General features: G+C 67.7%; 11 protein-coding genes. 1 reads left to right on the forward strand and 10 read right to left on the reverse strand.

The features are described 5' to 3' along the window. Positions 1 to 2: 2 nt before the first annotated feature. Positions 3 to 1031 carry an L-tyrosine/L-tryptophan isonitrile synthase family protein gene (locus tag WT26_RS00430; RefSeq protein ID WP_230461545.1) on the reverse strand — a complete coding sequence of 343 codons (1029 nt, stop codon included), beginning with the start codon at positions 1029 to 1031 and terminating at the stop codon, positions 3 to 5. A 483-nt stretch (positions 1032 to 1514) separates the two neighbouring features. On the opposite strand from WT26_RS00430, the gene WT26_RS00435 reads away from it, so the two are divergent. Beyond that, entirely contained in the window at positions 1515 to 2702 is a 1188-nt protein-coding gene (locus WT26_RS00435) for a beta-propeller fold lactonase family protein (protein ID WP_069271958.1), read from the forward strand. A 64-nt stretch (positions 2703 to 2766) separates the two neighbouring features. On the opposite strand, the gene WT26_RS00440 is transcribed toward WT26_RS00435, so the two are convergent. From WT26_RS00440 to tssH, 9 genes are all read right to left on the reverse strand, one after another. Next, entirely contained in the window at positions 2767 to 4383 is a 1617-nt protein-coding gene (locus WT26_RS00440; protein ID WP_155123019.1) for a hypothetical protein, read from the reverse strand. A 223-nt stretch (positions 4384 to 4606) separates the two neighbouring features. Next, complete coding sequence (gene tssM / locus WT26_RS00445) at positions 4607 to 8725, reverse strand: type VI secretion system membrane subunit TssM (RefSeq protein ID WP_069271959.1); 4119 nt, start codon at positions 8723 to 8725, stop codon at positions 4607 to 4609. Positions 8726 to 8744: 19 nt separating this feature from the next. Then, entirely contained in the window at positions 8745 to 9974 is a 1230-nt protein-coding gene (tssL, locus tag WT26_RS00450; RefSeq protein ID WP_069271960.1) for a type VI secretion system protein TssL, long form, read from the reverse strand. Positions 9975 to 10113: 139 nt separating this feature from the next. Then, positions 10114 to 11460, reverse strand: a complete 1347-nt coding sequence (gene tssK, locus WT26_RS00455) for a type VI secretion system baseplate subunit TssK (protein ID WP_069271961.1) — start codon at positions 11458 to 11460, stop codon at positions 10114 to 10116. A gap of 27 nt (positions 11461 to 11487) precedes the next feature. Next, a complete protein-coding gene (tssJ, locus tag WT26_RS00460) occupies positions 11488 to 12000 on the reverse strand; it encodes a type VI secretion system lipoprotein TssJ (protein WP_069271962.1) in 513 nt (170 codons plus the stop codon). Positions 12001 to 12090: 90 nt separating this feature from the next. Continuing rightward, the gene (locus WT26_RS00465; protein WP_069271963.1) at positions 12091 to 12576 is read right to left on the reverse strand and encodes an Hcp family type VI secretion system effector; all 486 of its coding nucleotides are present in this window, start codon (positions 12574 to 12576) and stop codon (positions 12091 to 12093) included. Positions 12577 to 12681: 105 nt separating this feature from the next. Beyond that, complete coding sequence (gene tssC, locus WT26_RS00470; protein ID WP_069271964.1) at positions 12682 to 14175, reverse strand: type VI secretion system contractile sheath large subunit; 1494 nt, start codon at positions 14173 to 14175, stop codon at positions 12682 to 12684. A 33-nt stretch (positions 14176 to 14208) separates the two neighbouring features. Continuing rightward, positions 14209 to 14763: a type VI secretion system contractile sheath small subunit gene (tssB, locus tag WT26_RS00475; protein ID WP_069271965.1), complete on the reverse strand. Its 555-nt coding sequence runs from the start codon at positions 14761 to 14763 to the stop codon at positions 14209 to 14211. 33 nt (positions 14764 to 14796) lie between these two features. After that, positions 14797 to 17541: a type VI secretion system ATPase TssH gene (tssH, locus tag WT26_RS00480; protein WP_069271966.1), complete on the reverse strand. Its 2745-nt coding sequence runs from the start codon at positions 17539 to 17541 to the stop codon at positions 14797 to 14799. Positions 17542 to 17672 lie beyond the last annotated feature (131 nt).

A 17672-nucleotide genomic window follows, 5' to 3' on the forward strand; every position in this document is an offset into this window, starting at 1 on the left:
CTTCATGCCTCCCTGTCGGCCGCGCCGATTTCCCGATCAAGTGACGCCGCATCATCGAGAACGTAATGGCTCGGACGTCCGTTTTGAAAGACGAGCTCCGCGCCCGCCGCTTCGGCCTCACGTCGCTTGAGCAACGTGAAACTGCCGTTCACCAGTGCCGCGACGCCATGCCAGGGCGTGAGCCAGCTGTCCGCCGTCTCCATCATGTGGATGCCGATCTTCCTGCTGCCGCAGCTCTGTGGATGGATCGACAGGCGCACCGCATCGGGAAAGATCGTCGCGAGGAGCCCGTCCCATGCCTTGCTGCGCAGCACGACGTGGTACGCGCGCTCGCGGCATTCCTTCTGCAGCGCCGTCTTGCTGATGTTCATGTCGGGGCGGGTGGCGTCTTCGACGAGAAACCGCGTGATCCCGCAGTACATGCGCTCGGCCTCGCCGCCAGCCCGGACGGCGGCGCGCAGCTCTTCGAGGGGCTGGCCATGGCTTGCCATCAGGCGCGCGCGCATCTCGTCGAAGCCGCTGCCGGGGAAGACGTCGTCCAGGTTGAAGGTGCTGAGCGCGTTCGCGCCGAGCTCTTCGATCAACGCCGAGATGCCCTGTTGGTACGCCGTGACGTCGCCTTCGTTCATCCCGACCGCGTCGCTGAAGACGCGGCCGTCCGAGCACAGGATGATTCGCGCCCCCGGGGCGTACACGGCGCCGATGCGGCTGCAGAGATCGTTGAGAAACGCGAGCGACTGCCGCTCGGCCATGTCCGGCGTCGGGCCGAGCACCTTGCCCGGGTTGGGCGATTTGGCGGGAAAAGCAGGCAGGACGAACACGACGGGCTCGTCGCGCTCGATCGCCTTCATGACCCGCTCGAGATGCGGACGAAGACACGCCATGCACAGTGTGTCTTCCTCACACGGGCTCCGGGCCGCGACACGGCGATGCTTCATCACAAGCCCCAAAATCTCCACGGCCTGCGCGTGAATGGATTGACCGGACAGACGGCGTTTCTCGGGGGGCGCGTAAGAAATGGCGGTGTGCATCAATGATCTCGAGGTTGGAGCGTGTTGACGTGATTAAAGGGAAGCAGGCGGACATTGCGCAGGCCTGCTTTGCGCACTGTATTTAGATGGCCGAAAGATATGGAAAGTCATTTGGATACTTTTAACATTAAATAAATTTCAAGTCGAGACTTGATAATTGGAAGGGTTCGGCGATGTCGTGGGTTTTTCGCCTTATCGACTCGTTCAAATCGGAAACAAATGAATCATTTGAAACAAAAAACGAAATTATGTCGCGTGAATTTCGATTCATTTGCTTGAATTGATCGAATTGATTGAACGAAGAAGTGTGATTTTTCGTTATTAAATAATGATGGATATGGCGGTAATGCAATTAAATTTGATTGTCAATGAAGTCGAGGCTCTTATGAAATTTCGGCGACAATCCCGTTCCCGGTACCATGATGCGGCGCGACGTGGCCGCGTCGCGCGAGCCTTATTCAAACAACGAAATACGGAGCGCAAATGCAATCGAATCTTTCACGCGTGCGGCACGTCCGCCGGCTTGCCGGGCTCACGCTCGCGGCAGCCTCGCTGGCCGCGCACGCCGCCGACTGGATCGTGTCCGGCAACGACGGCAAGTACCAGCGCGTCGAGGGCCGCGACACCTATCTCGCGTCGCCGCCCGCCGACACGCTGACGCTGCTCGACGCCAGCACGTTCCCGCCGAAGGTCGCGCGGCAGGTCGACGTCGAGAACGGCATCCAGGGGCCGCCGCAGGCCGTCGCGATCACGCCCGACGCGAAGCTCGCGCTTGTCGGCGCGCCGACGCGCTACGACACGGCCGCGAAGCAGCTCGTGTTCGACACGTTCCTGCAGGTCGTGAATCTCGACGCCGCGCTGCCGTCGGTCACGCGCATCGAGCTCGGCACGCATCCGCAGGGGATCGCGATCGACCGCTCGGGCAAGCTCGCGCTCGTCGCGAACGTCGACGGCAGCGTGTCGATCCTGCGCATCGACGGCACGCAGGTGACGCTCGACGGCAGCCTGAAGATCGGCAAGAAGCGGCTGGCCGGGATCAGCTTCACGCACGACGGCAAGCATGCGCTCGTGTCGCTGCGCGACGAGCAGGGCATCGCGGTGCTGAACGTCGACGACGGCAAGGTGACCGACAGCGGGTCGCGCCTGAGCACGGGTGTCGCGCCTTACACGATCGACGTGTCGAGCGACAACCGCTGGGCCGTCGTCAGCAACGTGGGGCTGGCCGGGCTGCCGGGCTATACGGGCACGCTCGCGGGCGATGCCGATTCGGTCGCGCTGATCGACGTGTCGCGCGTGCCGTTCCGCACGGTCCAGTACCTGACGGTGCCGTCGCTGCCGGAAGGCGTCGCGCTTTCGCCGGACGGGAAGTGGATCGCCGTGCAGGCGATGGACGGTTCGAACCTGACGGCCGACAATCCGGGCCGCCACAAGATCGGCAAGGTGCTGCTGTTCGAGATCCGTGACGGGCAGGCCGTCAAGGCCGGCGAAGCAGCCGGCGGCGAAGCCGCGCAAGGCATCGTGTTCACCGCAGACAGCCGGCACGTGATCGTGCAGTTCAACGTCGAACGCCAACTGGCGTTCTATGCGGTGGAAGGCGGCAAGCTGCGCGATACGGGCAAGCGGATCGCGCTGACGGGCGGGCCGTCGTCGCTGCGGACGATGCCGCGCTAAGAGACGGTTTCAAAAAGGCCCGGTGGGGTTGCCGACTTTCGCGGCGAGCCGTGCGCGCACGCCGCTACTTCGGCAGCCAGCCACTCAGGCCTTCTCTCAGCATATTCACGCAATCGGCGCGGGTCTGGCCGGTCTCGATGAAACTGTAGTCGCTCAACGCGACCCAGATCACTCGCGCGTCCATGCCTTCGCGGTCGAACGCCAACAGTTGATTGTTCTTCACGATCGGCGTCCAGATCCACGGCTTCATATCGAATTCCAGCGCTGCCAGCAGGACACCGTCGGGCCTGTAGAAATGGGGCCGCCCGTCCACTGTAATGGCTAGCAACTGGCGTCCGTGCAGGAGCTTCGGCGGCTGCTTGTAAGCATGATGGATGTGTGCGTATTCGCAAGGAATGACCAGCCGGCCGCTTTCGTGCACGACGCCCTGGAGGATGCCCGGATTGTCCGGCGACGGCTCGCCGGGCCGGCACCACTCGACCACGGCGAGGCGGAGCTTCTTGTGGAACGCGAACACGTTCTTGTAACGCGTGTCGAACAGCGGCTCGCCGGTCGCCGCATCGAGAACGGACTGCGTATCGTCGGCATGGAAGATGCGCACCCGGCCATCATCGTGGAGCATCCCGCCGGTCAGGTTGTCGAAGAGCAGCTCGCCACCGGGCCAACGAAGCAACTCGACCATCCTGTTGTCCATTCCTTGGGACCGTGGCGAACGTCGCCCCAGCGCCAGCGTTCGGGTGAGGGGAGACAAATCGACGTAGCCGGCCGATGGCGGTACGATCCACCGGCCATTCAGATCCTTGAGTCCGCCCGGAATCCCGGCATTCCAGTCACCGTGTTGCCTGATGACGATATAGCCTGCCTCGATGTCGATCCATTCCGCTCCGTCGTCGGGATGCACGAGCCAGCGTCCATATGGCGTGACGAGCCCGGCCGGGCCGCGCGCCGGATCGGCGTCGGCCGGGGAAGATTCCTCGGCACCGCGATCGATCCGTCTCACGTAGTACGCCTGCACCTCGTCGATCCATGGCTGCCAGTTCCTCGCCGGCTCATAGGACTCCCGCAGATCGGCCGGCCATTCTTCATGCGGCTGCGCTTCTATCGCGTAGATGCGCTCGATCACGTTCGGATTCCACCATCCCCATTGCCCCGTCGCGTCGCTGAGCAACGGCAACAGGACGGGCGGCAGGTCGCCGGCGTCCGGCTCCGCCACCGCGCCCCATTCGGCGCAGCGTTGGCGCACCTGCAGCAGGAACGCTTCCATTTCGGGCGTGCCGATGGCCGCTTCGCAAAATTGGCTGCAATCGAGGATCAGCCATTCGCGCGTCGTCGTGGCGATGGTGGTGTGCATGTGCGCCCATTGCGCCTGGACATCGGCCGGCAGTTGCGGCAGTAGCGGCTGCATGTGCCGAGCCAGCGCGTGCCAGCGCGCTCGCACCTCGGCCATCGGCGCCACCAGGCATGAGGGCGACTCGGCGTCGCCATACATCGCGCACGATGCGACTTGCGGCAGGTGTGTTGCGTCGCCGATCAGATAGAGGAACAGTTGCGGAATCTGCTCGAACCATTCGGCCCAGCCGTCGACGTGTCCAGTGTCGATATCCCAGACGCTCGCGGGCGTGGAAGGGTGAGCGTGCGCGAACAGGCAAGCGTAACGAAGCATTTCCTCGGAATCTCTCATGTTTATATATGGACGTGACGTCGGCCGTCACACGACCCTGACGTTCCGCACGTCGAACCGCAGGGTGCCGGAATTGTTGCATATATCGGGCGCGCTGCGCGGCGCGTCGCCGTTTACGCGTGCAAGCGCCGGTCGCGATTCGGACCACGATTCGGGTTCCTGCGTAGATGACGCATCGGAATCAACGGGGCCCCGTCGCACGCACGGTCCACGGCAGGTATGGTCAGATCCGGTCTCGAACCCGCCGCTGCCCGCCGTCCTGACCGGAATTGCCGCCCGGGCTCCCCGGCGGCAACCCCGGCGGCGGCCCCGTGTCCGTCAGGCTGAACGTCGGCATCGACCCCGGACAATGAAACGTCTGCAGCACGTTGCTGGTCAGCGGGTTCGCGACACTTCCCGCACTCGTGATGTCGAGCACGGCCTTGCGGCCGTCGAAGTCGAGCGCGACGCGCGTGCGCCCGGGCGTCGCCGTCTCGATCACCTGCCCCTTCTGCAGCAGGCGCAGCAGCGCCCACGGGCCGTCGGTCGACACCGTCGACGTGTCGGGCCGGATGCGCGGCTGCGCGGTGATCTCCGCGTGGACGCCACCACGCGGCCCCGGCCATGTCACCGTGAAAGGCGCGACGGGGCCGTGCTGGTAGAGCGTCGTCTGCCCGTCGACGTCGATCATCAGGCCCGTGATCGACGGGTCCAGCTCGGGCACCCGGAGGTCGGCCTTCCACGCGAGCTGCCTGCGGCCCGGGTCGCCGAAGAAGATCTCGCGGATCGCCTTCGCATGCTCGAATGGCTCCAGGTCCGGCCCTTGAACGGGTTCGGTCGCGCCCGGCAACGTCCTGTAGCGCCACGGCTTCGCGGCAGTATCGACAAACGGAGCAAGCGTTTTCGTGAAGAAGTCGTCGATCACGCCACCTTGCGCGAACATCCGGGTGAAATCGTCGATGCCGACGTCGCGCCTGCTCGTCGCGACGAACGGGTAATTGCCTTCGATCGTGAGCCGGCACGCGTCGCCGACGGTCGCTGCAAGCTGCCGCGACAGCAGCTGGCCGATGCCGCGGTTCACCTCGCGCGAGCCCTGCGCGGACAGTTCCAGCAGCACCGCGCGAACCGGCGCGGGCATCGTGTTCGCGGCCATCTTCAGCTTCGCCGCGGCGTCGTTGGCGGGCGGCATGCTGTTGTTCGACAGCGGCGCGTCGTCGGCCACGGTCAGCGCGGTGTAGTAGTCGTTCAGCAGGCTCGTCACGCCGTCGAGGCCGGTCCGGGCCGCAGGCGCGGCGGCGGGCGGCGCGCCCGCCTGCGTGTCCGCGCTGCCCGTCACGATTTCGCGCAGCGCCGCGAAATGACTGTCGACGAGCTCGCGCTCGACGCGCTCCTCGGCGCGGATGCCGAGCGCCTTGTCCGCTTTCTCCGCCTTCTGGCCGAGCGAGTCGGTCGCCCGTTGCAGGAACGACGGGTCCGCCGCCGCGATCGGCTGGGCGAGGGTGGTTTCGCGGACCGCCGCGCGCGCAAGGCGCGCAAGCGGTGAATCGGGCGCGGCAAAGCTGCGCAGCACCTTCAGGTTGAACCCGAGGCTCGTGCCGGTCACGGTGCGGATGTCGCCGAGAAAATCGTCCCACTGCTGCGCGTACTCCATCAGGTACTGGCGGCGGATCGCTTCGGTGAGCGGATCGTCCGCGCCGGTCACGTCACGCGCGAGCGACGCCGTTTTTTTTTGAGCCTCGCCCAAGTACGAGCGCCCCATCACCCATGCGTCGTCGTCGCGCGCGATCTGAACGAACTCAGGCAGCCGCTTGTCGAACAGATTCCGATAGCCATCGAACGTGAAAAGACCCGACACGCCGCGCGACAACGGTGCGTCGCTCGCACGCGTGAACACCGTGCCGGCCTGCGGGCCAACCGCGCGCAGCAACGTAAACTCATCGGGTGCTTCCTTGAGCATTGCCGCCTTCGCGCGCTGGTAAAGGCGGTCGGTGGCATTGCTGCCGTCAAGAAAGGCACGTGCCTGCTGTACCAGAGCGTCATTGCGAATCAGCGGAGACTGCACGACACGCTCCCCGGAGAAGAGCTGCCCGACGTGGGAAACCATCGACGCGCGGCCGCCGAACACCGCCGCGCTGTCGGTGCGGGCCCAGTCGTCGAGCACCCACGTCTCGACCTGCGCGGCATTGAAGCGCGTCTTGTCGTACAGCATCAGGTACACGCGAAGCGCATCGTAGGCGGCCTTCGGGTCGCGGTTCGCGATCGCCTGCGCGAGCACGGCCTCGATGCGCTTGACGAGCTGCGGCAGCAGCAGGTTGTCTTCGAGCGCATCGTAGGTGCGGCGGCTTTCCGCGACGACGCCGGGCGGCGTGTACAGGCCGAAGCGCCAGCCGCCCGACGGGTCCGACAGGTCGAGGCCGGGGAAGGTCGGCAGGTAGCGCGCGTCGGTCAGCACGTCGGGCACGGCCTCGGGCTTCGGCGCCTTGTACAGCTGTCCGACCCGGGCGCCGAGCGCGGCGGTCTTGCGCGCGATCGCGTCGAGATAGTCGCTGTTGTTGCCCATGCTGACGCGCAGGCCGATCGCCAGCCACGCGAACAGCAGCAGCGCGAGCGCGTGGCCGGTCAGGCGCAGCGTGCGGAAGCGGTACTCCCAGCGCAGGTTGGGGGACACGAGATGCATGTCCGGAAACACGATCTTCGTGAGCAGGTCGTGGAGGAAGAAGCCCTGGTTGCTTTCGTGCGCGGGCGCGGCCGTGGCCGGCACGCGTCCGATGACGGCCGCGAGACGCTGCACCACGGTGCGCCGCTCAACCACGATCTCGTCGCCGGTCTGCGCGGCGCTCGTGAAGTACACGCCGCGCAGCGTCGCGTGGCGCTGCGTGTCGTCGTAGCGGGAATCGACGAACACGTGGTCGATCAACGCGTCGAGCGAGCGCATCAGCACGAGGAATTCCTCGGCGAACGCGGCGAGCCGGCGACGTCTGAGCGTATCGTGCTCCTCCAGCAAGCGCGCATTGACGCCGGCGGCGAGCCGCGCGGCCAGCGCGTCCAGCTCGGCCGCGCAGCGTGCGCGGAACCCGTCGGTCGCCAGGGTCTCCGTGCCGTACGGGAGCGTGAAGCCCCAGGTCTGCGCGCGGCCTTCCGTGGTCAGTGAGCTGAAGTACTCGCTGAAGCCGGGCAGCTGGTCCATCTTCGTGATCACGAGATAGACGGGGAAGCGGATGCCGAGCTCCGTGCGCAGATCGGCGAGCCGCGCGCGCAACGCGGCGGCTTCGGCGTCGCGTGCATGCTCGTCGGCGCCGGCCAGCTCGGCGACGTCGACGGCGAGCAGCGCGCCGTTGATCGGCGCGCGAGGGCGATGCTTGCGCAGCACGCGCAGGAAGCCGAGCCACTCGGCCTCGTCGACGGTCTGCCGCCATGCGCGGTCGTCTTCCTGCGCGCCGCCGGTGCCGGCCGACGCGGTGGCGCGATCCCGGGCCGCAGCCTGCGCATCGTGACGGGTGGCGTCGGCGTGGCCTGCGGCCCCGGCCGCGTCCCGCTGCGCGGCCGATGGATCGGTCGACGGCGCGGTCGACGGCGCGGCCGGGCGCGGCGGCAGCGCATGCCGCGACGTGCCGTGCCGCGTGTAATGGCCGGCCGTGTCGATCAGCACCGCGTCGTTCGTCAGCCACCAGTCGACGGCGCCGTCATGGTGCGCGGGCATGCCTGCCGCGCGCTGCATCTGCGACGCCACCGGAAACGACAGGCCGGCGTTGAGCAGCGCGCTGGTCTTGCCGGACGCCGCCGAGCCGAGTGTGATGTACCAGGGCAACTCGTACAAATAGCGCTTGCCCTGGAACAGCTTGCCGAGGCCGCGTGCGCCGGTGCGCATCGATTTCAGGCGCGCGAGCGCGCCGGCAACTGCAGCGTTCACGCGCACCAGCCGGCCGGCGGCGGGCGACGCCTCGCTGCGGCTGCCGAACTCGACGAGGTGCTTGAGGAAGTCCGGGTCGCTGCGCATCTTGCGCAGCAGCAGGAACGCGAGGTAGACGACGAACAGCGCGAGCACGACCGCGATCGCGATCACCCGCGCGGATTCCGGCGCGAACGGCGTGGCGGGCCCGAACGCGAGCAGCGGCGACGCATGCCAGATCAGCAGGCACAGCAGCGCGACAAACACGATGCTGATCGACCATCCCACGAGCCAGAGCAGCACACCGGCCAGCAGCAGCGCGATCACGACGACGCGCATGCCAGCCCCGGCGAGCGGCTTGAGCCCGCCGAATGCGAAAAACGGACCGACGAACCAGATCACCAGCGCGACGACGGCGAGCGCGGCGAACGCGAGGAACTGGCGCGAAGCCAGAAACGACAGGACCTTGTTCATGTCGGTAGTCGAGTGGCAGTTAGGGCGCGACGGTGATTTCGACGCGGCGGTTCTGTGCGCGCCCCTGCGCGGTGCGGTTGTCGCCGATCGGGTTCGCCGCGCCCTTGCCGAGCGCCGCGAGCCGGTTCGCCGGCACGCCGGCGGCCTGCAGCATCTGCATCACCTGCGTCGCGCGCGCGTCGGACAGCGCTTCGTTCGACGGGAACGCGCTGCCCCTGGCCGGGGCGTTGTCGGTGTAGCCGAGCACCGTCACCTTGCCCGGCACCCTGGCGATCTCGGCGGCGATCTTCGCGATCAGCGGCCCGCTCGATGCGTTCACTGCCGCCTTGCCCGGCCGGAACATCGCGTCGCCGCGGAACGTGACGGCGCTGCGGCGAGCGTCTTCGTCGACGCTGACGGTGCCGGCGGCGATCTCGTTCCTGAGCAGCGCGGCAAGACGCAGCGCGGGCGCGGCCGGGGGCGGCGGCGGCGTCATGCGGCCGATCGCGGCGATCTGCTTCTCGACTTCCTCGCCGCGAGTCAGCAGCGCGTACTTGAAGTAGCCGAACGCGCCGAGCAGCAGCACCGACAGCGCGGTGGCCGTGATCCACACGGGGAAATCGTGGATCGACAGGCGCCTGCCGCGCGCGCCGGATTGCCAGTGCGGCGACAGCGCGACGGACACCGGCCCGTGCTGCGCCGCGAGCTCGTTGTGGAGCCGCTGGCGCACGGCCTCGTGCTTGCGCTGGCCGTCGGCTTCGTAGCGGTAGCGGCCCTCGAAGCCGAGGCTCAGCACCCGGTAGATGACTTCGAGCAGGTCGAGGTGCTCCTGCGGCGCGTTCATCAGCCGCCCGATCAGCAGGTACACCTTGTCGCCGCCCTGGCGGTCCTCGTGGAAGGTGGTCGCGAGCCCTTCGCTGATCCATGCGCCGAGGCTCCCGTCGCCGGAGCGCGCCCACGCGGTCTGCATCGCGGCCTCGTCGAGCGCGGTGCACAGGCAGTAGCGCGCGCCGAGCACGTGATCGCGGCGCAGGTTCGCCTGCTCGCAGAAGCGCTGGAACAGCCGCACTTCCTGTTCGAGCAGCAGCCGCAGTTGGCGGATGCCTTCGCGGTCGAGCTGGTCGGGCATGTCGGCCAGCGCCCGCAACAGCGGCCGGCTCGCTTCCAGCAGCGGGTTGCGGGCGGCCTGGATCGCGGCGAGGCGGGCGGCGGGCGGCTCCGCCGGCGGCACGGGCGCGGCGCCGCGCGGTGCGAGCGGCGTGGGCGTCATGGTGGCAGCGCCACGCGTTTCCGGACCGGACGGCTCCGGACGGTACACGGCTTCTGAGGTCACTGGCTTTCCCCCGATTGGTTCGATTCGTCAGGATGACGGACCATGCGGAACGGCCGTCCGCTCGTGCACTACGCGGCTAGCCGCGAATGCCCCACAGCTCCAGCTTCAGCGCCGGAAACTCGCCCGCGACGTGCAGCGCGAGCCCGCCGTGCCGCGCGACTTCCTCCCACAGCGGCCCGGTGCGCGCGAGCTCGTAGTAGACGTAGCCCGCGTTAAACGGAATCTGCCGCGGCGGCACCGGGAGCGCCTGCAGCGCGATGCCGGACAGGTGGCTGCGCACCAGGTCCGGCAGGCGCTCGGACGGCCCGGCCTTCGCCTGCGCGGCGAACTGCTGCTGTAGCAGGTCGGGCGGCATCTGCGCGTGCACCGCGAGCACGACCGCGCTGAAGCCCTGCATGTCGGCCGGGTCGACGACGGCGTTGCGCATCCCGTGGCCCTGGTCGGCGAGCGCGATGCTCTGCGCACTTCGCACCAGCACGGCGTTGAGCAGCCGATGCGTGTCGTCGACCACCGGCTTCAGGCAAAGATGCGGCGCGACGTGCTGGTACGGCGGATGCGAGTCGAGCGGGCGGCGCGTGTCGGTGCGCACGTAGGTCGACAGCTCGCCCGCCATGCTGACGAACAGCGCATACAGGTCGGCGGGCGACGTGGTCGGCACGCGCAGCATGTGCTGCAGCAACGGCTCGTACCGGTTCAGGATCTGCAGCAGCAGGTAGTCGGACACTTCGGCGGTCGTGCCGGGCTTGCCGTCCGCGCCGGTCAGGCGCTCGGCGAGCGCGTTCGCGCGCAGCCGCGTCAAGTCGTGGAGCTTCGCGAGCCAGCTCGCGAGCAGGTCGCTCGCGCCGTAGCCGACCACCGGCGGCACCAGAGTGTCGTCGAGCTCGATGCTCGCGTCGGCGCGGATCGTCTTCACGCGCGTCAGCGCGAGGCCGATCCACGCGTCCGTCAATTCCTTCTCGGGCACCAGGCGCAGCCGCAGGTTCGACAGCTGGACCGTCTTCGGCCCCTGGCCGATCGAGTTCGTGTCGCGCAGGTCGGTGTCGAACACGACGTAGCGCGCGAGCGAGTCCGCGGCATGCTCGAACGCGGTCTCCTCGCCGTTCGGCACGCGGATCGGCACGGCCAGGTAGATCAGCTGGTCGAGGTGCTCGGGGCGGATCGTGAGCGGCGCGGGCGGCGGCGTGCTGCCGGGCGCATCGAACGGTGTGCCGTCGGCGAACACGCCGCTCGCCGATTTCACGACGATCTTGCCGAGCGCGGGCGCCTCGGTGTCGAGGCTGTAATGGCTGAAGCCGAAGAAAAACGGCGACAGCGGCGCCGCCCGCTTGTGCGCATAGTGTTCGAGGTAGCGCTCCTGCTGCTGGAACAGCTGCGGGCGCATGAACAGCCCCTCGCTCCAGACGACCTTGTTATGCCAGCTCATGGTTTCTTTCCGACGTTCGTGTCAGTGTCATTTGGCGGGTTCGGTGATCTTGACCGCGTTGCTGTCGAGATCGATGGTCAGCTTCAGCTTCGACGACCACACGCGATACCACGCCGCGTCGTGCGCGGCCGGCAGCGGGTAGACCGACCGCCACACCGCGTTCGGCAGGTCGCGATAGGCCGCGACCACGCCGAGCGCGGTCGTCGCGGGATCGGCCTTGCGCTTGATCGCGCGGTGCTCGCCCGGGCGCAGCAGGAACTGCTCGCGCGCGACGAGATCGTCGGCCAGCACGGTCTTGTCGCGGTCCTGCAGCGTGAAGAAGTCGGCGGCGTTGAACGCGCCGTCGGTCTTCAGCTCGTAGAGGCGCACCACGATCGGCGCCGCGCGGTTGCGGTCGTCCGGGTTGACCGTGGGCGCCGCGTTCACGGCCAGGTCGAGCAGCAGCGGTTCCTTCGGCTTCGGCGTGCCGCTCGCGCACGCGGCGAACAGCAGCGCGCAGGCCACGGCGGTAGCGGCGGTAACGGGAGTGATCGGGCGCATTCGGGTGCACGGTGCCGGGGGAGGTCGGTCGAAGGCGGGCGCGGCCCGGCGGGCGTCGTCGACGCTCCGCCGGGGCCGCGGGGCCGCCGCTCAGGCTTCCTTGTTGCCCTTGATGTCGAAGCTCGCCGTGACGGCGCCGCCGCTACCGCCCTGCGCGTTCTGCACGACATACTCCTGCTTGACCTTCGAGAACGACAGCGACACCGTCTCGCGGCTGCGTTCGGTGTCGGTGCGGCTGCCCGACGGCTTCACGCGCGTGACGATCACGTCGCTCATCGTGAGCTTCAGATACTCGAGCGGGTTGCCGCCGGCCTTGCGCATCACCAGCACGGCTTGGTCGATGTGCTTGCCCGTCAGCGCGTACTTCATCAGGTTCGGGCTCGCGCGATCGATGTTGTGTTCGAACGTGAGATCCCTGACGGTCGCCTTCCCCGCGCCGCCGCCGCTCCCCGAATGCATCGACGATTCCTGCAGGATTTCCCAGTCCCAGTTCAGGATCTCGATCTCGTCCTTGTGCTTGTCGTCGAGCGATTCGCCGTTGATGCCGTCGATCTTCAGAAAAATGTCCTGTGCCATGTGCTTGCTCTCTCAGGTGAAGGTAAAAACGGCCGGTCTCACGGGGCGCCGGATGCGGCGGGGCCGTGATTCCGGCCGGCGGTGGGGACGCCGGCCTGCATGGGCTCAGGCGGCTTCCTTGATCGACGGCAGCTTCGTCACGAGCCGCAGCGAAACGGTCAGCCCTTCGAGCTGGAAGTGCGGGCGCAGGAAGAACTTCGCCTGGTAGTAGCCGGGATTGCCTTCCACGTCCTCGACGAGCACCTCGGCCGCCGCCAGCGGCCGGCGTGCCTTCGTGTCCTGCGACGAGTTCGCGGGATCGGCGTCGACGTAGTGCATGATCCATTCGTTGAGCCAGCGCTGCATGGCCTCGCGCTCCTTGAACGCGCCGATCTTGTCGCGCACGATGCACTTCAGGTAGTGCGCGAAGCGCGAGCAGGCGAACAGGTACGGCAGGCGCGCCGACAGGTTCGCGTTGGCGGTTGCGTCGGCGTCGTGATACTCGGCCGGCTTCTGCAGCGACTGGGCGCCGATGAAGGTCGCGTGATCGGTGTTCTTGCGATGCACGAGCGGGATGAAACCGTTCTTCGACAGTTCGGCCTCGCGACGATCCGAAATCGCGATCTCGGTGGGGCACTTCATGTCGATCCCGCCGTCGTCCGTCGGGAACGTATGGCACGGCAGGTTCTCGACCGTGCCGCCGGATTCGACGCCGCGGATCAGCGAGCACCAGCCGTATTGCTTGAACGAGCGGTTGATGTTGACACCCATCGCGTATGCCGCGTTGGCCCACGCGTAGTGGCGGTGGTCGGCGCCGTTCGTGTCTTCCTCGAAATCGAACTCGTCGACCGGATTGGTCTTCGCGCCATACGGCAGGCGCGCGAGGAAGCGCGGCATCGCAAGGCCGACGTAGCGCGCGTCCTCGGTATTGCGCAGCGAATTCCACGCGGTGTATTCGAGGTTCTGCGTAAAGATCTTCGTCAGATCGCGCGGGTTGGCCAGCTCCTGCCACGACTCCATCTGCAGTACTGAAGGCGACGCGCCTGAAATGAACGGCGTGTGCGCGGCCGCCGCCACCTTCGCGATCGAGCCGAGCAGGTCGACGTCCGGCGGCGTATGGTCGAAGTAGTAGTCGGCCACGATGCACCCGTACGGCTCGCCGCCGAGCTGGCCGTATTCCTGCTCGTAGATCTGCTTGAAGAGCGGGCTCTGGTCCCACGCCAGCCCCTTGTAGCGACGCATCGTGCGATGCAGCTCGGTCTTCGAGACGTCCATCACGCGGATCTTCAGGTGCTCGTCCGTCTCGGTGTTCGACACGAGGTGGTTCAGGCCGCGCCACGCGGATTCGAGCGCCTGGTAGTCGTCGTGATGCAGGATCAGGTTGATCTGCTCGGAAAGCTTGTGGTCGATCTGCGCGATGATGGCCGCGATGCTCTTGTACGCGTCGTCGCTGATCGTGATCGACTGCACGAGCGCCTGCTCCGCGAGCGTGCGGACCGCGAACTCGACGGCCTCGCGGGCCTGCTCGGTCTTCGGCCGGAACTCGTGCGTGAGCAGTTGCGCGAAGTCGGACTGCGATTCGTATTCGGCGACGGCCGCTTGCGTGTGTGTTTTTTTCATGATGCGTTTCTCCGGGTTGCGCCGTTCGGCCGGTCAGAGGGCGTTGTCTTCGCGGCCGGCGGCGTCGGCCGCATCCGCTTCGCTCGCGGCCTGGGGCTTCGGGGCGGCCGCGAGCGAGCGCAGCAGCCCGGGGTCCTGCAGCAACTGGGTGACGAGCGCCTCCGCGCCCGACTTGCCGTCCATGTACGTCTGCAGATTCGCGAGCTGGGTGCGCGCCTCGAGCAGCTGCCGCAGCGGCTCCACCTTGTCGGCGATCGCGGCCGGAGAAAAGTCCTCCATGCTTTCGAAGGTCATGTCGACCATCAGCTTCCCGTCGCCGGTCAGCGTGTTGTCGACGCCGAACGCGACGCGCGGCCGGATCGCCTTCATGCGCTCGTCGAAGTTGTCGATATCGATATCGAGGAAGCGCCGGTCGGCCACGGCCGGCAGCGGCGTCACGGGCTTGCCGGACAGGTCGGCAAGCACGCCCATCACGAACGGCAGTTCGACCTTCTTCTCCGAGCCATACACTTCGACGTCGTATTCGATCTGCACGCGCGGCGCACGATTGCGCGCGATGAACTTCTGAGAGCTGCTGGATGTGGACATGCGTGGCTCCATCAACGAGGGAAGGGGGCAGGATCAGTCGACCTGCCGGACGAAAAGCGGCGCCGCCGCGGACGCGGCGTCAACTGCATCGCCTGCGCGGCCGGCGCGGAACGCGAGCGCGTCCGCGGCCGGCGCGGCCGGGTCCGTGACGCCGACGTCGATGCGCGCGAGCGCATCCTGCGCGCCGTACGCGTCGAGCCAGAGCGCGGAAAGGCGCGGCAGCACGTGCTGTTCGATGAATCCGATGAGCACGCGCGCACCGGTCTCCTGAACCAGGCAACGGCCGACGATGTAGTTCACGACCGTGTCGTCGTAGGCAAGCGCGATCCGGTGGCTGTCCGCCATGCGTTGCACGACGCGGTCCAGATGCAGGCGAACGATGCTGGCGAGCGCGGCGGGTTCGAGCGGCCGGTAAGGGACGACGGTGACGCGCCCGAGGAACGCGGCGGGGAACACCTTCAGGAGCTCGGGCGCGAGCGCATCGCGCAGGCGCGCGGCGTCCGGCGCGCGCGCGGGGTCGGCGCACAGGCTCGCGCTCAGGTCGGCGCCGACGTTGCTCGTCAGCAGGATGGTGGTATTGCGGAAATCGATATGGCGGCCGTCGCCGTCCTCCATGTAGCCCTTGTCGAACACCTGGAAGAACATTTCGTGCACGTCGCGATGCGCCTTCTCGATCTCGTCGAGCAACACGACCGCATAGGGACGACGGCGCACCGCTTCGGTCAGCACGCCGCCCTCGCCGTAGCCGACATAGCCGGGCGGCGCGCCTTTCAGACCCGACACCGTGTGCGCTTCCTGATACTCGCTCATGTTGAGCGTGATCAGGTTCTGTTCCCCTCCGTATAGCGCCTCGGCGAGCGCCAGCGCGGTCTCGGTCTTGCCTACTCCGGACGGGCCGGCAAGCAGGAACACGCCCAGCGGCTTCTTCGGATCGGTCAGGCCCGACCGCGCAGTCTGCACGCGCTCGCCGATCAGGTGCAGCGCATCAGGCTGGCCGATCACGCGCGCGCCGAGCGTGGCGGGCAGCGCGCGCACCGCCGCGATCTCGTCGGTGACCATGCGACCGACCGGGATGCCGGTCCAGTCGGCGACGATCTCCGCTACGATCGCCTCGTTCACTTCCGGGAACACGAGCGGCGCATCGCCCTGCGCCTCGGCGAGCGCGCGCTCGAGTTCGCGCAGCGCATCGGTCGACACGGCTAACGCGGCGTCACCTGCATCGGCCGGTTGCTCGGGCGCGTCGGACAGCGCCGCCTCGCGCGCGGCGAGCAGCGCCTGCGCGGCGTCGGCCTGCGCGTTCCAGCGCGTCTCGACCGCCGCCTCCTCGGCCGACAGCGCGGCGATCCGCTCGCGGGCGGCGGCGAGCGCGTGGTCGGCCGCGAGGCCGATGCGCGCTTCCTGCGCGAGCAGCGCGAGTTCGGCGTGCGCGGCCTGCAGGCGCTGGCGGACGTCCTGCAGCTCGCGCGGCGCGGCCTGCTGCGACAGCGCTACCCGCGCGCACGCGGTGTCGAGCAGGCTGATCGCCTTGTCGGGCAACTGACGGGACGGAATGTAACGCTGCGACAGCGTCACTGCGGCACGGATCGCTTCATCGCGAACGACGACGCCGTGATGCCGCGAGAACGTCTGCGCGACGCCGCGCACCATGTGGATCGCGGCGGGCTCTTCCGGCTCCGGCACCTGCAGCACCTGGAAGCGGCGGGTCAGCGCCGGGTCCTTCTCGATATGTCGCTTGTATTCGGCCCAGGTCGTCGCGCCGATCATGCGGATCTTGCCGCGTGCGAGCGCCGGTTTCAGGAGGTTGGCGGCATCGCCGGTGCCGGCTTGCCCGCCCGCGCCGATCAGCGTATGGATTTCGTCGACGAACAGGATGATGGGCGCCGCCGATCTTGCCGCGGCCTCGAGCACGCCCTTCAGGCGAGCCTCGAATTCCCCCTTCATGCTCGCGCCGGCGAGCAGCGCGCCGACGTCGAGGCTCATCAGCCGCACGTCGGCGAGCCTGGGCGGCACGTCGCCCTGCGCGATCGCGAGCGCGAGCCCTTCCACCACGGCCGTCTTGCCGACGCCAGCCTCGCCGGTAACCAGCGGATTGTTCTGTCGCCGACGCAGCAGCACGTCGATCATGGTGCGGATTTCGAGTTCGCGGCCGATCACCGGGTCGATCTCGCCGTCGCGCGCGCGGGCGGTCAGGTCGGTGCAGTACTGTTCGAGCGCGGAGCCTTTCGCGGCGGCCGGCATCGCCTGGGACGCCTCGCCGGGCGCCGCGGCGGCGAAATCGCTGTTGTCGTGCGGCGCGTCGGACGCTTCCGGCGATCCTTCGATCCACGCGGGCAGCAGCGCGTCGATCTGATCCAGAGGAATCCTGTCGAATGACGGCGAAATGGACAGCAGCACGCGCCGCAGGTCCGGCGTGCTCACGAGCGCCGCGACGAGCCACCCGCCGCGGATGCGCCGGTCGCCGAAGCGCAGCGTCGCGAGCACCCACGCGCGTTCGATCGCCGCTTCGATGTGATGCGACAGGTCGCTGATCGAGCTCGCGCCGGCCGGCAACGCCGCGAGCGCCCGGGCCACGTCGCGATCCAGCGCGTCGCGGTCGATGCCGGCATGCCGGACGATGCGGTGCAGGTCCGAGTCGGTCTGCTGCAGCAACTGGTGCAGCCAGTGAACCAGCTCGACGTAGGGGTTGCCGCGCAGCTTGCAGAATGCCGTCGCCGATTCGACGCCCTTGAAGAGCGTCCCCCCCAGCTTGCCGAACAGCGCCAGACGCGAAATCGCCATGAGCAGATCCTTGCGTGGGTTGATTCCGGATTTTCCTTGTCGCCGGAATATGCGGGTGATGCGATGTGCTGCGTGAATCCGTTGACACATGCTATCTGCCGACTGAATGCGAAATCAATCGTCTTAAATAA

Source organism: Burkholderia cepacia (assembly GCF_001718835.1).
GTDB classification, from domain to species: Bacteria; Pseudomonadota; Gammaproteobacteria; order Burkholderiales; family Burkholderiaceae; genus Burkholderia; species Burkholderia cepacia_F.

Bases quoted from the DNA above. Each gene is read 5' to 3' on its own strand.
- tssH (WP_069271966.1), bottom strand. From the start codon at position 17,541: ATGGCGATTTCGCGTCTGGCGCTGTTCGGCAAGCTGGGGGGGACGCTC.
- tssM (WP_069271959.1), bottom strand. From the start codon at position 8,725: ATGAACAAGGTCCTGTCGTTTCTGGCTTCGCGCCAGTTCCTCGCGTTC.
- tssB (WP_069271965.1), bottom strand. From the start codon at position 14,763: ATGTCCACATCCAGCAGCTCTCAGAAGTTCATCGCGCGCAATCGTGCG.
- WT26_RS00435 (WP_069271958.1), top strand. From the start codon at position 1,515: ATGCAATCGAATCTTTCACGCGTGCGGCACGTCCGCCGGCTTGCCGGG.
- WT26_RS00465 (WP_069271963.1), bottom strand. From the start codon at position 12,576: ATGGCACAGGACATTTTTCTGAAGATCGACGGCATCAACGGCGAATCG.
- tssJ (WP_069271962.1), bottom strand. From the start codon at position 12,000: ATGCGCCCGATCACTCCCGTTACCGCCGCTACCGCCGTGGCCTGCGCG.
- tssL (WP_069271960.1), bottom strand. From the start codon at position 9,974: ATGACGCCCACGCCGCTCGCACCGCGCGGCGCCGCGCCCGTGCCGCCG.
- tssK (WP_069271961.1), bottom strand. From the start codon at position 11,460: ATGAGCTGGCATAACAAGGTCGTCTGGAGCGAGGGGCTGTTCATGCGC.
- WT26_RS00440 (WP_155123019.1), bottom strand. From the start codon at position 4,383: ATGAGAGATTCCGAGGAAATGCTTCGTTACGCTTGCCTGTTCGCGCAC.
- tssC (WP_069271964.1), bottom strand. From the start codon at position 14,175: ATGAAAAAAACACACACGCAAGCGGCCGTCGCCGAATACGAATCGCAG.
- WT26_RS00430 (WP_230461545.1), bottom strand. From the start codon at position 1,031: ATGCACACCGCCATTTCTTACGCGCCCCCCGAGAAACGCCGTCTGTCC.